General features: G+C 73.1%; 17 protein-coding genes. 13 read left to right on the top strand and 4 right to left on the bottom strand.

The genetic code is table 11. From position 1 onward, the window contains the following. Positions 1 to 30 precede the first annotated feature (30 nt). The 4 genes from frr to AB0B02_RS16950 all read left to right on the top strand — a co-directional run bounded on the left by frr (position 31) and on the right by AB0B02_RS16950 (position 4,688). Positions 31 to 588 carry a ribosome recycling factor gene (frr, locus tag AB0B02_RS16965; protein ID WP_107155971.1) on the top strand — a complete coding sequence of 186 codons (558 nt, stop codon included), beginning with the start codon at positions 31 to 33 and terminating at the stop codon, positions 586 to 588. Between the two features lie 260 nt (positions 589 to 848). Then, positions 849 to 2,126, top strand: coding sequence for a phosphatidate cytidylyltransferase (locus AB0B02_RS16960; protein WP_357301077.1), 1,278 nt, complete (start codon positions 849 to 851; stop codon positions 2,124 to 2,126). Between the two features lie 104 nt (positions 2,127 to 2,230). Beyond that, entirely contained in the window at positions 2,231 to 3,376 is a 1,146-nt protein-coding gene (gene rlmN, locus AB0B02_RS16955) for a 23S rRNA (adenine(2503)-C(2))-methyltransferase RlmN (protein WP_357301075.1), read from the top strand. A 22-nt stretch (positions 3,377 to 3,398) separates the two neighbouring features. Beyond that, positions 3,399 to 4,688: a DivIVA domain-containing protein gene (locus AB0B02_RS16950; RefSeq protein WP_357301073.1), complete on the top strand. Its 1,290-nt coding sequence runs from the start codon at positions 3,399 to 3,401 to the stop codon at positions 4,686 to 4,688. A gap of 69 nt (positions 4,689 to 4,757) precedes the next feature. Here the strand turns inward: AB0B02_RS16950 and AB0B02_RS16945 are convergent, their stop codons facing one another. Beyond that, positions 4,758 to 4,982 carry a DUF2631 domain-containing protein gene (locus tag AB0B02_RS16945; RefSeq protein ID WP_107155975.1) on the bottom strand — a complete coding sequence of 75 codons (225 nt, stop codon included), beginning with the start codon at positions 4,980 to 4,982 and terminating at the stop codon, positions 4,758 to 4,760. A gap of 257 nt (positions 4,983 to 5,239) precedes the next feature. Here AB0B02_RS16945 and AB0B02_RS16940 point away from each other — a divergent pair, with 257 nt between their 5' ends. Beyond that, positions 5,240 to 6,820: a Rieske 2Fe-2S domain-containing protein gene (locus AB0B02_RS16940; protein ID WP_281935647.1), complete on the top strand. Its 1,581-nt coding sequence runs from the start codon at positions 5,240 to 5,242 to the stop codon at positions 6,818 to 6,820. Positions 6,821 to 6,929: 109 nt separating this feature from the next. Continuing rightward, on the top strand, positions 6,930 to 7,568 hold the full coding sequence (locus AB0B02_RS16935) for a TMEM175 family protein (protein ID WP_357301520.1): 639 nt from the start codon (positions 6,930 to 6,932) through the stop codon (positions 7,566 to 7,568). A gap of 52 nt (positions 7,569 to 7,620) precedes the next feature. On the opposite strand, the gene AB0B02_RS16930 is transcribed toward AB0B02_RS16935, so the two are convergent. Beyond that, positions 7,621 to 9,219 (bottom strand): NAD(P)/FAD-dependent oxidoreductase, encoded by a 1,599-nt coding sequence (locus AB0B02_RS16930; protein ID WP_357301070.1) that lies wholly within the window; start codon positions 9,217 to 9,219, stop codon positions 7,621 to 7,623. A 68-nt stretch (positions 9,220 to 9,287) separates the two neighbouring features. On the opposite strand from AB0B02_RS16930, the gene AB0B02_RS16925 reads away from it, so the two are divergent. After that, complete coding sequence (locus AB0B02_RS16925) at positions 9,288 to 9,707, top strand: 50S ribosomal protein L7/L12 (protein ID WP_281935646.1); 420 nt, start codon at positions 9,288 to 9,290, stop codon at positions 9,705 to 9,707. 91 nt (positions 9,708 to 9,798) lie between these two features. Further along, on the top strand, positions 9,799 to 10,965 hold the full coding sequence (locus tag AB0B02_RS16920; RefSeq protein ID WP_357301067.1) for an alkaline phosphatase PhoX: 1,167 nt from the start codon (positions 9,799 to 9,801) through the stop codon (positions 10,963 to 10,965). A gap of 6 nt (positions 10,966 to 10,971) precedes the next feature. On the opposite strand, the gene AB0B02_RS16915 is transcribed toward AB0B02_RS16920, so the two are convergent. Next, positions 10,972 to 11,814, bottom strand: coding sequence for a YhjD/YihY/BrkB family envelope integrity protein (locus tag AB0B02_RS16915; RefSeq protein WP_281935642.1), 843 nt, complete (start codon positions 11,812 to 11,814; stop codon positions 10,972 to 10,974). Between the two features lie 51 nt (positions 11,815 to 11,865). Between AB0B02_RS16915 and AB0B02_RS16910 the strand changes: the two genes are divergently transcribed. Next, a complete protein-coding gene (locus tag AB0B02_RS16910; RefSeq protein WP_357301065.1) occupies positions 11,866 to 12,411 on the top strand; it encodes a GNAT family N-acetyltransferase in 546 nt (181 codons plus the stop codon). Between the two features lie 73 nt (positions 12,412 to 12,484). Further along, positions 12,485 to 13,735 (top strand): PP2C family protein-serine/threonine phosphatase, encoded by a 1,251-nt coding sequence (locus tag AB0B02_RS16905; protein WP_357301063.1) that lies wholly within the window; start codon positions 12,485 to 12,487, stop codon positions 13,733 to 13,735. Here the strand turns inward: AB0B02_RS16905 and AB0B02_RS16900 are convergent. Then, positions 13,732 to 14,013, bottom strand: coding sequence for a hypothetical protein (locus AB0B02_RS16900; RefSeq protein ID WP_357301061.1), 282 nt, complete (start codon positions 14,011 to 14,013; stop codon positions 13,732 to 13,734). The genes AB0B02_RS16905 and AB0B02_RS16900 overlap by 4 nt on opposite strands. 178 nt (positions 14,014 to 14,191) lie before the next feature. On the opposite strand from AB0B02_RS16900, the gene AB0B02_RS16895 reads away from it, so the two are divergent. Genes AB0B02_RS16895 through AB0B02_RS16885 form a run of 3 tightly spaced genes read left to right on the top strand, consistent with a single transcriptional unit; the run spans position 14,192 to position 15,898 of the window. Continuing rightward, a complete protein-coding gene (locus AB0B02_RS16895; RefSeq protein WP_357301059.1) occupies positions 14,192 to 14,914 on the top strand; it encodes a Scr1 family TA system antitoxin-like transcriptional regulator in 723 nt (240 codons plus the stop codon). Further along, positions 14,911 to 15,315 (top strand): type II toxin-antitoxin system VapC family toxin, encoded by a 405-nt coding sequence (locus tag AB0B02_RS16890; protein ID WP_357301057.1) that lies wholly within the window; start codon positions 14,911 to 14,913, stop codon positions 15,313 to 15,315. Before AB0B02_RS16895 ends, AB0B02_RS16890 begins: the two co-directional genes overlap by 4 nt. Continuing rightward, positions 15,284 to 15,898, top strand: coding sequence for a Uma2 family endonuclease (locus tag AB0B02_RS16885; protein ID WP_357301054.1), 615 nt, complete (start codon positions 15,284 to 15,286; stop codon positions 15,896 to 15,898). Before AB0B02_RS16890 ends, AB0B02_RS16885 begins: the two co-directional genes overlap by 32 nt. Positions 15,899 to 15,908 lie beyond the last annotated feature (10 nt).

Below are 15,908 nucleotides of genomic sequence, written 5' to 3'. Positions count from 1 at the left end.
GACGAGCGACAGAAGGAGGCGAGGAGACCGGTGATCGACGACACCCTCCTCGAGGCGGAGGAGAAGATGGAGCGTGCCATCGAGCACGCCAGGGAGGAATTCGGCGGGATCCGCACCGGTCGCGCCAACGCCGCCATGTTCTCCCGGATCGTCATCGACTACTACGGCAGCCCGACCCCGCTGCCGCAGATGGCGTCCATCGCGGTGCCCGAGCCGCGCATGGTGATCATCAAGCCGTACGACACCTCGCAGACCAATGCGATGGAGAAGGCGATCCGCGACTCGGATCTCGGGGTGAACCCGAACAACGAGGGCAACCAGCTGCGCATCGTGCTCCCGCAGATGACCGAGGAGCGGCGACGCGAGATGATCAAGGTCGCCCGGCAGAAGGGCGAGGAGGCGAAGGTCGCCGTCCGTAACATCCGCCGCAAGGGCAAGGAAGAGCTGGACCGCCTGGTCAAGGACGGCGAGGTCGGCGAGGACGAGGGCCGGCGCGCGGAGAAGGACCTGGACGACCTGACCCAGCGCTTCGTCGGCACCGTGGATGAAATGATCAAGCACAAGGAGAGCGAGCTGCTCGAGGTCTGAACGGCCCGCGCACTCCGTCACGGCACCGCGCCGCCGTCGCCCGGCACCCCGGGCGGCGGCCCGGTGCCGTCGTCGTGCCCGGGCGGCGTCCACCCTCGACGCCGGCCGGTTGCAGTAGGCTCGGCACGATTCCCGACCACCACCGGGTGAACGGCGGGGATCGCCCGGCCGTCGGTCGGTCAACAGGAAGTCTCACGCCGGTAGGGGATGGTCTTGGTCTTGCGTCATGTGGTGGCTTTCGTACCGTCTGCCGGTGCGTGATGTCCCACCCCGACCCCTACGGCAGCACCGAGCCGCGCGGCTGGGACCGCTCGGCCCCCGCCCTGCCCTGGCCGGAGACCGGCCTGGAGCCTGGTCCGTGGCGGCGTCCCGCCCCCGGCCCGGACGCCTTTCCCGACGCGGAGGCGTACGCCGGGCCGGTCACCGACGCGTACCCGCTGGATCAGCGGCACCACGACGCGCCGTGGCCGCCCGACGGCCCCCCGACCGCGCCGCGTGGCCGGCGGGACGAGCCCGGGCCCGGCGACCGCGGCCCGGCGGGCGACGACCGGCCGGACGACGACTACCCCACCGCGCAGATCGCCCCGGTCCGCGACGAGCTCACGGTCCGTGACGACCCCGCGGTACGCGACGAGCCCGCGCCCGAACCGCCGGCCGGTCGCCGGTCGAAGGGGCGTCGACGGGCGAGCGCGGACCGTCCCCCGACCACCGCGCCGCCGGCGTCCCGGGCGGGCCGCAACCTGCCGGCGGCGATCGGCGTCGGGGCGGCCCTCGGCGCGGCGATCGTGGTGCCGCTCTTCTTCTTCCTGCCGGCGTTCCTGGCCGTGCTCGCCGCCGCGGTGGCGATCGGTATCTGGGAGATGGCGCGGGCGGTCCGCCGCAGCGGCGCCCACCCGCCGCTGGTGCCGCTGGTCGCCGGTGGCGTGATCATGGTCGGGCTGGCCTGGTTCGCCGGCCCGGACGCGCTCTGCCTCGGGCTGCTGGTCACCGTGCTGGGCACGATGATCTGGCGGCTCGGCGACGGCCCCGGCAACTATCAGCGTGACCTGACCGCGGCCACGCTGATCGCGGTCTACGTGCCCTTCCTCGCCGGCTTCGCGGCCCTGCTCGCCGCCGCGCCCGACGACGGTCACCTGCGGGTGCTGGTCACGCTGGTGGCGGTGGTGCTCTCCGACACCGGTGGGTACGCGGCCGGGGTGGCCTTCGGCAAGCGTCCGATGGCTCCGAAGATCAGCCCGAAGAAGTCGTGGGAGGGCTTCGCCGGCTCGGTCACCGCCGCCGCGGCGGGCAGCGCGCTGCTGCTGTGGCTGCTGTTCGACGTGGCCCCGTGGTGGGGCGCGCTGTTCGGGATGGCGATGTCCTGCGCGGCGGTGCTCGGTGACCTCGCCGAGTCGATGATCAAGCGCGATCTGGGCGTCAAGGACATGAGCAACCTGCTGCCCGGCCACGGCGGCCTGATGGACCGGCTCGACTCGATCCTGTTCGCGGTGCCGACGGCGTACCTGCTGTTGGCGGTCTTCGTGCCGGTGGTGAGCTGAGGGATGGATCACGTCGTCGCCACGCCCCCGACCGGCCGGTCGGGGGCGATTCGGCGCCGGTGGACAGGTGCGTCCGGCTCGGCGCGTGTCAGACTGGACGCGCCATGACGAGCCTCCCGCTGATCTCCGTAGACGCCGACGCCCGCGGCCGCCGGCCCGCGATGCCTCCCCGTCACCTCGCCGACCTCGACCTGCCGGGCCGGCAGGCGCTCGTCACCGAGCTGGGCGAACCGGCGTTCCGCGCCAAGCAGGTGTCGAACCACTACTTCGGCCGCCTGGTCCGTGACCCGGAGCGGATGACCGACCTGCCGGCGGCGACCCGGGAGCGGCTGGCCGGCACGTTGCTGCCCACGCTGCTCACCCCGGTCCGCGAGCTGGCCTGCGACGACGGCGCCACCCGCAAGGCGCTCTGGCGGCTGCACGACGGCTCGCTGGTGGAGAGCGTGCTGATGGGTTACCCGGACCGGGTCACCGTCTGCATCTCCAGCCAGGCCGGATGCGGCATGGCCTGCCCGTTCTGCGCCACCGGCCAGGCCGGGCTGACCCGCAACCTCTCCACCGCGGAGATCGTCGACCAGGCCGTCTACCTGGCCGGCGTGGCCGCCTCCGGTGCGGTGGCCGGCTCGCCGCCGAGGCTGTCGCACGTGGTGTTCATGGGCATGGGTGAGCCGCTGGCCAACTACGCGCGGGTGGTGGCGGCGATCCGTCGGCTGGTCGCGCCGGCCCCGGAGGGGCTCGGCCTGTCCCAGCGGCACATCACCGTCTCCACGGTCGGCCTGGTCCCGGCCATTCGGCGGTTGGCCAGCGAAGACCTCTCGGTGACCCTTGCGTTGTCGCTGCATGCCCCCGATGATGAGCTGCGCGACGAACTCGTCCCGGTCAACCAGCGCTGGAAGGTGTCCGAGGTGCTGGACGCGGCGTGGGACTACGCGGCCACGACGGGGCGTCGCGTGTCCATCGAATACGCGATGATCAAGGACGTGAACGACCAGCCGTGGCGGGCCGACCTGCTCGGGCGGCTGCTGGCGGGCAAGCTGACCCACGTGAACCTGATCCCGCTCAACCCGACTCCGGGCAGCCGCTGGGACGCCAGCCCGAAGCCGGTCGAGCGGGAGTTCGTCAGGCGGTTGCGCGACGCCGGCGTGTCCACCACGGTGCGGGACACCCGGGGGCGCGAGATCGACGGGGCGTGTGGGCAGCTCGCCGCCGCCGAGGACACCGACAGCGACCCCCGCGCGGCAACGGCGTAGCGGTACGAGACCAGGAGACATAGTGGCGAGTCAGGGTCAGCGTTTCCGGCGGAAGGCGCTCCGTCGGGGATACAAGGTCGACGAGGTGGACGCCTTCCTGGACCGGGTCGAGGCGACCCTCGACGGCCAGCCGGTCGGTGCGCCCGTCGCGTCCCAGGAGGTCCACGACGTCGTCTTCCGGGTCCGGTTCAACGGCTATGACGAGTGGCAGGTCGACCTGCACCTCGACCGGGTCGAGCGGCAGCTCGCCGAGCTGGAGGAGCGCGCCGGCGCCCCCGGCGGGCGCGGTGGCGATCCCCGGATGGCAGACCGGCTCGGCCCGCCGATGCGCGACGACCGTGGCCTGTCCCCGGTGCCGCAGCCGCCGATGCCGCCCCGGCAGATGCCGGCCCAGGCCGGCCCGCCCGTCGACCGCTACGGCAACCGCTACGACGAGCCGACCGGCGCGTTCGCCGGTGGGTACGACGGCCCCCGTGGCGGCTACGACGCGCCGCGCGGCCCGGCCGGTCCCGGCCCGATGGGCCCCGGGCCGGGTGCCCCGATCGGGCACGGCGGACCGCCGCCGCGCAGCCTGCCACCCGGCCCGGGCGGCTACGGCCAGGACACCGGCCCGGGCGGCTACGGCCAGGACACCGGCCCGGGCGGCTACGGCCAGGACACCGGTCCCGGCGGATACGGTCAGGACACCGGTCCGGGCGGCTACGGCCAGGACACCGGCCCCGGCGGGTACGGCCAGGACAAGGGCCCGGGTGGGTACGGCGGCCCGAGCGACCGCTTCGACGGCTTCGAGGCCGGCCGGCACGGTCGGGCCGACATGACCGCGGAGATCCGGATGCCCGAGCGGGACCTGCGGGAGCTGCGTGGGCGCGGCCCGGCCGGCCCGCCGGCGCTGCCGCAGCAGGGCTACGGCCCGCCGGATCCGGGCTACGGCCCGCCGGACCAGGGCTACGGCCCGCCGGACCAGGGCTACGGCGGCGGCCCCTCGATGACGGGCCCGCCGCTTGTCGGTCCGCCGGCCGCCGGTCCGCCGATGGTGGGACCGCCGATGGCCGGCCCGCCCGGCAGCGACCTGCACCGGGTCGACCAGATCCGGCGCGGCTTCCAGGTCCGTCGGTTCGGCAGCGGGTACGACCCGGACCAGGTCGACCGGTTCTTCGACACGCTGCTCGGCGGCATGCAGGGGCGCAACCCGATGCCGGTGAACCCGAAGGAGCTGGACACGCTGCGCTTCGGCCTGGTGCCCGGCGGCTACTTCGAGGCCGAGGTCGACGCCGCGCTCAAGGACGTGCAGGACATCCTGCTCGGCCGCTGAGCCGCACCCGACGACGAAGGGCCCGCCCCCGAGGGGACGGGCCCTTCCGCGTACCGCTGGTGCCGGGTGTCAGGACCGCAGGCCGTTGCGGCGCAGCACGGCGTCGCCGATGACGATGGCGAGCAGCAGCGCGGCGATCCCGAACAGCCAGATGTGCTCCACCCGGCCCTCCTCGGTGCCGCAGAGCGCCATCAACACCAGGGCCACCGCCGACACCACCGCACCGATCCGTCCGGACCTGCGGTGCCCGGGCCTGTGCTGGTCTGGCGCGGTTACCGGCTCGTCTCCTGCCACTGTCGGTCCTTCCCTCGCGATCGGATCTCCGGTTAGTCTGGCACGCCGCGTGCCGGGCCCGGCGCAGGGTCCGACCCGACGCGGTCGGACGACCCGCACGGGCGACCGGCGGCCGGCGCGACGGTGGGCGGATCGGCCCGGGCCGTTGGACCTGTTCCGCGGGGGCCGGCCGGCACTGTGGGCGTCGCGGGACGGCGACCACACTGTCTCCGGTAGCGTCTTGTCGTACGCCTGATGCCTTTTTGAGGGGGACTACGGTGCGAGTGACCGGTACGGGCCACGCCAGCATGCGGATCGACACGCCCGCGGGCAGCATCCTGTGCGACCCGTGGGTCAATCCCGCCTACTTCGCCTCGTGGTTCCCCTTCCCCGACAACTCCCAGCTCGACTGGGCGACGCTGGGCCAGGTCGACTACCTGTACGTGTCGCACCTGCACCGGGACCACTTCGACGCGAAGCACCTGCGGGATTTCGTCTCGAAGGACGCCACCGTCCTGCTGCCCGAGTACCCGACCTCCGAGATGGAGGACGAGCTGCGGGAGCTGGGCTTCACGAAGTTCCTGAAGGCCCCGAACGAGCAGGTGGTGGAGCTGCCCGGCGGCCTCAAGATCATGATCCAGGCGTTGACCAGCCCGACCGACGGCCCGATCGGCGACTCGTCGCTCTGGGTCGAGTACGACGGCGTCCGGCTGCTCAACCAGAACGACGCCCGCCCCACCGACCTGACCGTCTTCGCCGAGCTGGGTCACGTGCACGCGCACATGCTCCAGTTCTCCGGCGCGATCTGGTACCCGATGGTCTACGAGCTGCCGCAGTCGGCGAAGACCGCGTTCGGCAAGCAGAAGCGGGACCGGCAGTTCGACCGCACCTGGCGCTACATCGACGACCTGAAGGCCGACCACGTCTTCCCGATCGCCGGCCCGCCCTGCTTCCTCGACGACGAGCTGTGGCAGTTCAACGACATCTTCGGCGACGAGGGCAACATCTTCCCCGACCAGTCGGTCTTCCTGGCCGAGTACGCGAAGGTCGGCGGCCACAACGGCATCGTGCTGCTGCCCGGCAGCGTCACCGAGATCACCACCGAGGGCGCGACCACCACCCACCCGCAGCCGGTGGAGGAGTTCTTCGCGAACAAGGTCGCCCACCTGGAGGAGATGCGGGAGCGCAAGCGCGGCGTCATCGAGGCCGAGAAGGCGTCCTGGCGGCACCCGGAGATCGACGTGCTGGCCGAGATGAAGCGCCGGATCGAGCCGCTGCTCGACGAGTCGATCTATCTGGCCAAGGGCGTCGGCGGCCCGGTCCGCTTCGACCTGGTCAGCTACGACGGCGCCGACGTCGAGTCGATCGTGGTGGACTTCCCGGGCAAGGAGGTCCGGCCGTACGCCGACGAGAAGGTCCGCTACCGGTTCCGCACCGAGCGGGCGCTGATCGAGCACCTGTTCCACATCGGCGAGGTCGACTGGGTCAACTCGCTCTTCCTCTCCTGCCGGTTCTCGGCGGCCCGGATCGGCCAGTACAACGAGTTCGTCTACGCGTTCTTCAAGTGCCTCTCCGAGGAACGCCTCCAGTACGCCGAGGGCTGGTACGACGAGCACGAGCGCGCGGTCGACGCCGAGGACATCACGGTCGACGGCTGGGTGGTGCAGCGGCGCTGCCCGCACCTGAAGGCGGACCTGAGCCGGTTCGGCATCGTCGACGGTGACCAGCTCACCTGCCAGCTCCACGGCTGGAAGTTCGACCTGCCCAGCGGCCGGTGCCTGACCAGCGTCGGGCACAAGATCCGCGCCCACCGGGCCGACGAGGAGACGCCGGCGCCGGCCGGGAACCCGGTCATCTGACGCTTTCGCCCCGCCCGCCGCCCCCGGCGCGCGACCATCTCCTGGTGAGGTGGGCGGCGTGACGGGCGCGGACCGGGAGCCGGCGTACCGGTTCGCGCGCAGCAGCGAGATGGCGCGGGACGCCTCCCGGGTGGAGGCGTTCAGCGACGCGGTGATCGCCATCGTGCTCACGCTGATGGCGGTCGAGCTGCTCCAGTTCGGCCCGGACGCCCCGGATGACCGGGGGCTGCCGGCCGCGTTGGCACACGAGTGGCGGGCCTACCTGGCGTACGTGATCACGTTCGCGGTCGTCGGCCAGGTCTGGCTGACGCACCACAACATGTGGCGCTACGTCTGCCGGGTCGACCAGATGCTGCTGGTGTTGAACCTGCTGCTGCTGATGTTCGTGGCCGCCATCCCGTTCACCGCGAACCTGCTGGCGGACAATCTGCGCGGCTCGGCCGGCGACCAGCGGCTGACCGCGGCGCTGTACGTCGGCACGGTGCTCGGCGAGGCGACGTTCTTCAACCTGAGCTGGTGGTGGGCCCGCCGCCGGGGCCTGCTGCACCCGGATCTCGACCCGCGGCTGGCCCGGGCGGTGGCCCGCCGGTTCCGGCTCGGCCCGCTGCTGTACCTGGTCGCGTTCGCGGTCGTGTTCGTCGACCCGATCCTCAGCCTGCTGGCGTACCTGCTGCTGATCGGGCTCTACGTGATCCGTGGCCCCGGTGACCTGCCGCGCGCCGGGCAGGAGGCCGCCGAGCCGTCGTGAGGTGTGAGAGGGGGCCCCTGCTCTACCCGAGGCGTTAACCGGGGGCCCCTCCTTACCCCAGATCGGCGAGGATGCGGCGGGCGGCGTTGTGGCCGGCGGCGCCGATCACGCTGCCTGCCGGGTGGCAGCCGGCGCTGCCGGCGTAGACGCCGTCCACGCCGGTGGCGTACGGCATCCGGTCGGTGAACGACACCGTGTTGTCGACGTGGTGGATGTGGCCGCCGGTGATGCCGAAGTGGGCCTCGATGCCGGGCGGGGGCAGCGGCACCGCGTCCGCGATCAGGTCGGCGGTGCCCGGCGCGTACCGCTCGCAGATCGCGACCAGCCGCTCGACGTACCCGGGCAGCGCCGCGTCCCAGGTGGTGCCGGCCAGCTCGTAGGGGACCGACTGGACGAACAGCGCCGACGAGTGGTGCCCGGCGGGGTCTTGCAGCGACGGGTCGACGGTGGTGTGCACGTACCACTCGATGGTCGGCTCGTCCGGCAGCCGCCCGGCCTGGACGTCGGCCCACATGCCGCGCAGCGCCGCCATCGGCGACTCACCGCCGCCGCCGACCAGCGAGTCGGAGCCGGGCAGCAGGTGGATGGTCGAGCCGAACGGGCTCGGCGCGTCGGCCGGCAGGCAGGAGAAGCGCGGCAGCCCGGTGAGCGCCAGGTTGAGCTTGAGCGTGGTGCCGGGCCGGCGGACCGCCGCCATCCGCGCGCCCAACTCCGCCGGGAGCGCGCCGTCGGGTAACAGGTCGATCAGCCGGTACGGGTCACACGCGCCCAGCACCACTGACGCGCCGACCTCCCGGCCGTCGGCCAGCACCACGCCCGACGCGGCGCCGGAGTCCAGCGTGACGGCGGTGACCGGGGCGCCGGTGACGATGCGGGCGCCCGCGCCCCGGGCCGCGTCGGCGAACGTGCGCGACACGGTGCCCATGCCGCCCTCGGCGATCATCCAGGTGCCGTCCGCGCCGGGGAGCCGGCACATGTTGTGCACCAGGAAGTTGTGCCCGGTGCCCGGGTCGTCCGGGCCGGCGTTGAGCCCGGACAGGCCGTCGGTGACCGCGTACATGCTGACCAGCAGCTCGGAGCGGAAGTCGAAGCGGGCCAGGTGGTCGGCGACCGAGCCGCGGACCAGGTCGACGAAGACCTGTCGCAGGGCCGGCCGGACGTAGCGCTCGGCGGTCTCGTCGACCGGCAGCGGCTCGGCCAGCCAGGCCGGCGCGAGGTCCTCGCGGAGCTGCGCCAGCTCGGCCTGGAGCGCGTCGTCGGCCGCCACGTCCGCCGCCGAGAACATCTCGGTGAGCTGCCGCCGGGTGGCCGCCACGTCGCTGCCGAAGAGGAGGTACGGCGCGCCGGGGCCGCCGGGCGTGGGCAGGAAGTAGTGCGGGTCGCGGCGCAGCACCGGAATGGTCACGTCGAGCGTGGCGAGCAGTTCCGGCGGCATCAGCCCGAGCAGGTACGACCCGGTGGAGTGACGCAGCCCGGGCACCAGCGGGAACGGGTTCTCGGTGCGGGTGGCGCCGCCGATCACCTCGGCCGCCTCCAGCACCAGCACGTCGAGGCCGGCGCGGGCCAGCAGGATCGCCGAGACCAGGCCGTTGTGCCCGGAGCCGACCACGACGACGTCGGCGCGTGCCGGCAGCTGAGTCCCGTCAGTCATGGGAACGGAGCCTACTGCCGGGCCGACCCCGGCGGGAGGGTTCGCGGCCGGGCGCTACCGTGGCCGGCATGCCCGAGGCAGTCCAGTTCGCGCTCCCGGCCGTACTCGTCGTCCTGCTCCTGCTCTGGTTCGTGCTCCGGCGGTCCGCCGGCCGTCCCCGGGATCTGGTCGCCCCGGACCCGGCCGCGGGCGGTGGGCAGGGGGAGGTGCTCCGGCTGGCCCGTGCGGGGCACACGGTCGAGGCGGTCCGGCTGTTGCGCCAGCAGACCGGGCTGCCGCTGCTGGAGGCGAAGCAGGCGGTCGACGCGTTGCGGGCGGGCGGCCCGCTGCCGGCCCCACCCGGCGGCCCGGTCGACCCGGGCGGCGGCGTGCGCGCCGAGGCGACCCGGCTGGTGCACGCCGGGAAGAAGATCCACGCCGTCAAGCTGGTGCGGGAGCACACGAACTGGTCGCTGGCCGAGGCGAAGCGGTACGTCGACCGACTCTGACGTCACGCCACGTTCACCGGGCAGTGGCGGCGGTCGATGCGGCCCGACAGCTACCGTCGGCGGGGAGTCGTCGTCTCGGGGAGGTCATCCGATGGATCGTCGTACCGTCCTGCGTGCTGCCACCGTGGCGGGCGGCACCGCCTTCGCGGGCGGCCTCTGGGCCGCCGCCGCACCGGCGGCGCCCGCCCAGCCCGGTCCCGGCCCCTACGGTGACCTGCTGGCCGCCGACGCCAACGGCCTCCGGTTGCCGGCCGGCTTCACCAGTCGGGTGATCGCCCGTTCCGGCCAGCGGGTCGCCGGCACCTCGTACGTCTGGCACCCGGCGCCGGACGGCGGCGCGTGCTTCCCGGCCGGCGACGGCTGGTGCTACGTCTCCAACTCGGAGGTGCCGCTGGTCGGCGGCGCCTCGGCGGTGCGCTTCGCGGCCGACGGCACGATCGTCGCCGCGTACCGGATCCTCGGCGGCACCAACAACAACTGCGCCGGCGGTCCCACCCCGTGGGGGACGTGGCTCTCCTGCGAGGAGGTGCCGCTGGGCCGGGTGTTCGAGACCTGGCCGGACGGCGGCCGGGGCGGCGAGGAGCGGACCCGGATGGGTCGCTTCAAGCACGAGGCGGCGGCCTGCGACCCGGTCCGGCAGGTGGTCTACCTGACCGAGGACGAGCCAGACGGCTGCTTCTACCGCTTCGTGCCGGACACCTGGGGTGACCTGCGCACCGGTCGGGTGCAGGTGCTCTGCGCCCCCGAGGACCAGGTGGCCGGCCCGGTGACCTGGCGGGACCTGCCGGACCGGGACGGTTTCCCGGTGCCCACCCGCTACCAGGCGGGCGCCGCGAAGTCGTTCGCCGGTGGCGAGGGCTGCTGGTACGCGGACGACACCTGCTGGTTCACCACCAAGGGCGACAACCGGGTGTGGGCGTACGACGCGGCGCGGGAGCGGCTCGACCTCGCGTACGACGACTCGCTGGTGGAGGCCGGCGCGGCGCCGTTGACCGGGGTGGACAACATCACCGGCACCGGAGGCGGCGACCTCTACGTGGCCGAGGACGGCGGCGACATGGAGATCAACATGATCACGCCGGCCGGCGTGGTGACGCCGTTCCTGCGGCTGCTCGGGCAGTCGGCGTCGGAACTCACCGGCCCGGCGTTCGCGCCGGACGGCAGCCGGCTCTACTTCTCGTCGCAGCGCGGCACCAGCGGCGCGAAGGCCGGCACCGGCGGCATCACCTACGAGGTGCGCGGCCCGTTCCGGCGCTGACCGGGCTCAGGCGCGGGCCGCCTCCCGGGCGGCCCGCCACCGGCTCAACGCCAGCGTGGCCGAGTAGCCGGCCAGCACGATCACGTGGAACAGGTAGAGCCAGAGCAGCACCGCCACCCCGCCGCCGATCTCGTCGAACCCGCCGAACGGCACGCCCAGGTTCAGCGGCAGCGAGCAGAACAGCACGAAACCGTGCAGGAAGCCGGAGAGGTTCGCGGCGGTGAACGAGCCCATGCCGAGCGTGGACAACCAGTCCGGGGAGGCCGGGCCGACCACCCGGAACACCCACACCAGCACCGGCGTGAGCACCAGCCACACCGCCAGGAACGACAGCACCACACCGAGCGCGCCGATCCAGCCGCCCTGCCGGACCAGCCGGGTGGTCAGCGGCAGCGCCAGCAGGATCGACAGCAGCAGGGCCGGGGCGGGCGCGAGCAGCGGCAGCAGCAGCAGCCGGCCGCGCCAGCCGACAAGCGCGCCGGACTCGGCGCGCGGCTCGGCCACCGAGACGAACGCCCGGCGCAGCCCCTCACCGTAGAGCGAGGCCGGCAGCAGCGAGGCGAGCGCCAGCAGCGGGGTCAGCCCCAACCCGGCCTCGACCAGCGCGGCCACCGCCCGGTGCGCGCCGATCTCGGTGGGCAGCGTGTCGATCGCGTACGAGGTCAGCCGGCGCACCCGGTCGGCGCCGGCGAGCAGCCCGGTGAGCCAGATCGCCAGCAGCGCCACCGGCACCACGGCGATCGCGCCGTAGAACGTGATCGCGGCGGCGTGCAGTGAGAGATCCCGGCCCCGGACCGGCCGGAACGCCGCCGAGGTGATCCGCTTCGTGCGGTGCCAGCCGTCGCCCATCGCCCCCTCGTTCCCCGTGCGGTCGCCGGCCACGCATTACGATCCGGCGTCATGATGATCGCCTCGACCGAGCGGCTCGTGGTCCGGGACTGGACCGAGTCACCCGACGACCTCGCCCGGGTCTACGACATCTACTCCCGTGCGGAGGTGATGCGCTGGCTGGGCGGCGGGAAGGGGCGGCTGACCGACCCCGCGCAGGCGCTGGAGCGGGTGCGTTCCTGGCGCGAGCGCAACGCGCCGTACGCCGGTCGGTGGGGCCTGTGGGCGATCGAACCGCACGCGACGGGCTGCGCGGCCGGCAGCGTGCTGCTCAAGCCGCTGCCCGGCCGGGACGGTGTCACGCCTACCGACGACCTGGAGGTCGGCTGGCACCTGCACCCCGACGCGCAGGGCCACGGCTACGCCACCGAGGCGGCCCGGGCGGTGCTGGAGCGGGAGTTCGCCACCGGCACCGGCCGGGTGTACGCGGTGGTGATGGCCGGCAACGAGCCGTCGACGGCGGTGGCCCGGCGCCTCGGCATGACGCACCTGGGCGTCCGCACCGACTGGTACGGCGGCGCGGAGCTGGAGACGTTCGTCCTGGACCGGCCCGCCTGACCGAAGTCGGGTGCCCGTACGTTGGCAGTTCGCCGTCGGACTCCTACGGTGGTGGGGACGCGGGGGAGGTGCGGTGGTCGACGGCGGCGAGGCAGCGCGTTGGCTGCAACTCCACGCGTCCCGGGGCGGGCCGGACGAGTTGTCGCTCCTGGTGAGCAGCGCCGCGCCGGCCATCGGCGCCAGCGAGATCGTGATCTACCTGGCCGACTACACGCAGTCGTCGCTCGTCCCCATGCCCGGCGCCGGCCCGGCCCGGGGCGAGCTGACGATCGAGACGACGCTGGCCGGTCGGGCGTTCACCAGCCTCGAGGTGCAGCGCGCGCCCGCCCACCCGGACCGGCTCTGGGTGCCCCTGCTGCTCGGCTGCGAACGGCTGGGGGTGCTGGAGGTCGTGTCGCCGGCCGCCGCCGACCCCGCGTCGGACCGGCCGGCCTGGGAACTCGCGGTCAACGTCGCCCAGCTCCTGGTGAACCGCCGCCTCTACGGCGACGTCGTGGAACGGATCCGCCGCCGCCTGCCGATGCAGGTCGCCGCCGAGATCGTCTGGGGGCTGCTGCCGCCGCTGACGTTCGCCACCGACGACCTGGTGATCACCGCCATCCTCGAACCCTGCTACGACGTCGGCGGGGACATCTTCGACTACGCGCTCAACGACGACGTGCTCAGCGTCGGGCTCTTCGACACCTGCGGGCACGGCATCAAGGCGAGCGCGCTGGCCTCGCTCGTGGTCAGCGCGTACCGCAACGCCCGGCGTACCGGCCTCGACCTGGTCGACACGGCGATCAGCATCGACAGGTGGGTACGCGCCGAGCACCCGGGCACGTTCGCGACCGCGCTGCTCGCCGAACTCGACAGGCGCACCGGCCAGCTCCGGATCATCAACGCGGGTCATCCCGGCGCCATGCTGCTGCGCGACGGCCGGGCCGTCCGTGCGCTGCCCGGCCCGACCGCGCTGCCGCTCGGCCTGGGCAACCTGTCGGGCAAGCGCCCCCGGGTGCACGAGGAGGCGCTGCACCCCGGCGACCGCATCCTCGCCTACACCGACGGCATCACCGACGCGCGCGGCGACAACAGGGAGCGTTTCGGGCTGGACCGGCTGGTCGACTTCGTCGAGCGTGCCCTCAACGACCGGCTGCCCAGCCCGGAGACGATGCGTCGTCTGATACGCGCCGTCCTCGCATACCAGCAGGACGAGCTGGACGACGACGCCACCGCGCTGTTCCTGGAGTGGCAGCCGCCGCACCTGCCGCTGGGGCACCTGGAGCGCCTCGCTGCGCCCGGTGGCCGCGATCACCCCGGCCCGGTAGCCGCGCCCGAGTTCTAGCCGTCCCGGGCCGGCCAGGCCGGGTCCAGCCGACCGAACCAGGCGAAGTACTCGGCCGGGTCGATGTCGCCCGATCCCCGCCGCAGCGCGTCGGCGATCGCGTCGTGCATCAGCACGCAGAGGTAGGCGGCCAGGCCGGGGTGGTCGTGCGCGTACTCCCGGCGCAGGCGCAGTCTGGCCGGCTGGCACGGCCACGGTGCGGCGCACGCCCGGCACCGCCAGGCGGGTCGGGTCGCCTGGTGTCGGGCCGGCGCGGCCGGGCCGATGTTCTTGCTCATGGGCTGCTCCCTCGTGTCGGTTCACACTCTGGTGTGGACGCGACTACGGTCGGAAGGCGGTGGGCGCTCCCGGCCCGGCTGTGCCGAACGGCGGGTGGGATGTGGTGGAGGTGTGATGGCCGGCGAACCGGTGTCGACGCTGGAGACCGGCGGCCTCCTCGGGCGGCTGCTCACGCTCGTGCGCGCCGACGCCGCGCCGCCGTGGCTCCGCGAGTGGATCAGCGTGGAGCGGGAGGCGACGTTGATCCGCTGGTTCGAGCCGTCGCTGGTGCCGGGCCTGGTGCAGACCGAGGCGTACGCCCGGGTGGTCCTCCGCGGCGGCCGGATGCTGCGGGAGAGCGAGGTCGAGCAGCGGATCACCTCGCGGACGGAGCGGCAGGCGATCCTGGCTCGGGAGACGCCGCCGGAGGTGGTGGCCGTGATCGACGAGGCGGTGCTGCGCCGGGCGGTGGCGGAACCGCCTTCCTCCACTCCTTCCCCACCCGGCCCGCCCCTCGGCGATCATGAAGTTGGCGGCGGCAATCCGGACGATCGGCACCGTCAACCTCATGATCACCGGAGAGTGCGTGATGAAGGCTGCTCGCACTGGCTGTGCGACCGTGGGCCTTCGGAACGAGAGAGGGTGGGCCGCGAGTCGACCGAATTGATGGTCGTCAGGTGGAAGAATGGAGCGTCCGGAGAGGTGGAGAAGGTGAGTGCCGTCATGTCGACCGATGCTGAGGGGACCCCCGACTGGCCGAGCACGGCTCACGTGTCCGCCGACGAACTCGCCCGTCGTCAGGGTGTCGAGCCGGTGGCCAACCTTGACGAACTCGCTCGGCCCGGGCTGTTCGAGTCGGACGACGAGTTGGACCGCTTCCTCGCCGACCTCTACGCCTCGCGGCGTGAGGGCATCGCGTGAGCACTGTCGTCCTGGACACCGACGTGGCGTCGGCGATTCTACGGGGCCGGGTCGACGAACGGCTGCGGGCGCGGCTGACCGGCCGAACGCTCGTCATCACCTTCGTGACACTCGGCGAACTCACCAAGTGGACCGTGGTGCGCAGTTGGGGGCCGCGCAAGTTGGCCGACCTCGCGCGGTGGCGGCGGACCCTGGTCCTGCTGCCCTTCGACGAGGCGGTCGCGATTCGGTGGGGCCAGCTTCAAGCCGCCGCACAGCTCCGGGGAAGGCCGCGTCCGGTGAACGACTCGTGGATCGCCGCATGTTGTCTGGTCCACCAGGTCCCTCTTGCCACCTACAACGGCAAAGACTACGCCGATTTCGCCGAGCATGACCGCCTCCGGCTCCTCGACCTGGCCTGATCGCGCCGTCGTCGGGTCGCTGGATCGGCTGGGTCGTCGGGACCAGCCGTGGACGGCCCGGGACGCGCTCGAACTGTTGCCGGAGAACAACGGGCCGAGGATCGAAGTGCTGCGCGGTTGTGTGGTCGTCACGCCGGGCGGCGGCATCGACCGACGCTCGTCGCAGCTCCACCTCGCGCATCTGATCGGGGTGGCGGCGCGCGCGGTCGGTCGATGGGCCTACCGGTCGGTTAACCTGGTGTCCGGTGATGACCTGTTCATCCCGGACCTGGTCGTGTTGCGGAGTCCGGCGGGTGGTCTCCAGGCCGCTGATGTCACGGCCGCTCTGCTGCTCGGGGAGATCGCACCGTTCGGTGTGATCGACCGGCCTCGGGAGTACGCCGCCGCCGGCGTGCCGTACTTCCTCCGGGTCGACCTGCGCAACCGCGTGCCGGCCCTCGCGCTCTACGAACTGGTCGACGACGACTACCGGCCGCTGGCCGCCGCGGCGGCGGGAACCACGTTCGTGATGCGGCAGCCGTTCGAGTTCAGTGTCGACCCGGCCGACCTGCTCGACGAGGAGGCCCCGGAACGGCCCGGGTGAGGCGTGCGGC

Source organism: Micromonospora sp. NPDC049240 (assembly GCF_040647835.1).
Taxonomy (GTDB): domain Bacteria; phylum Actinomycetota; class Actinomycetes; order Mycobacteriales; family Micromonosporaceae; genus Micromonospora.
Note: the sequence above shows the minus strand (reverse complement) of the source record. Positions and strands in the feature narration are given on the sequence as shown.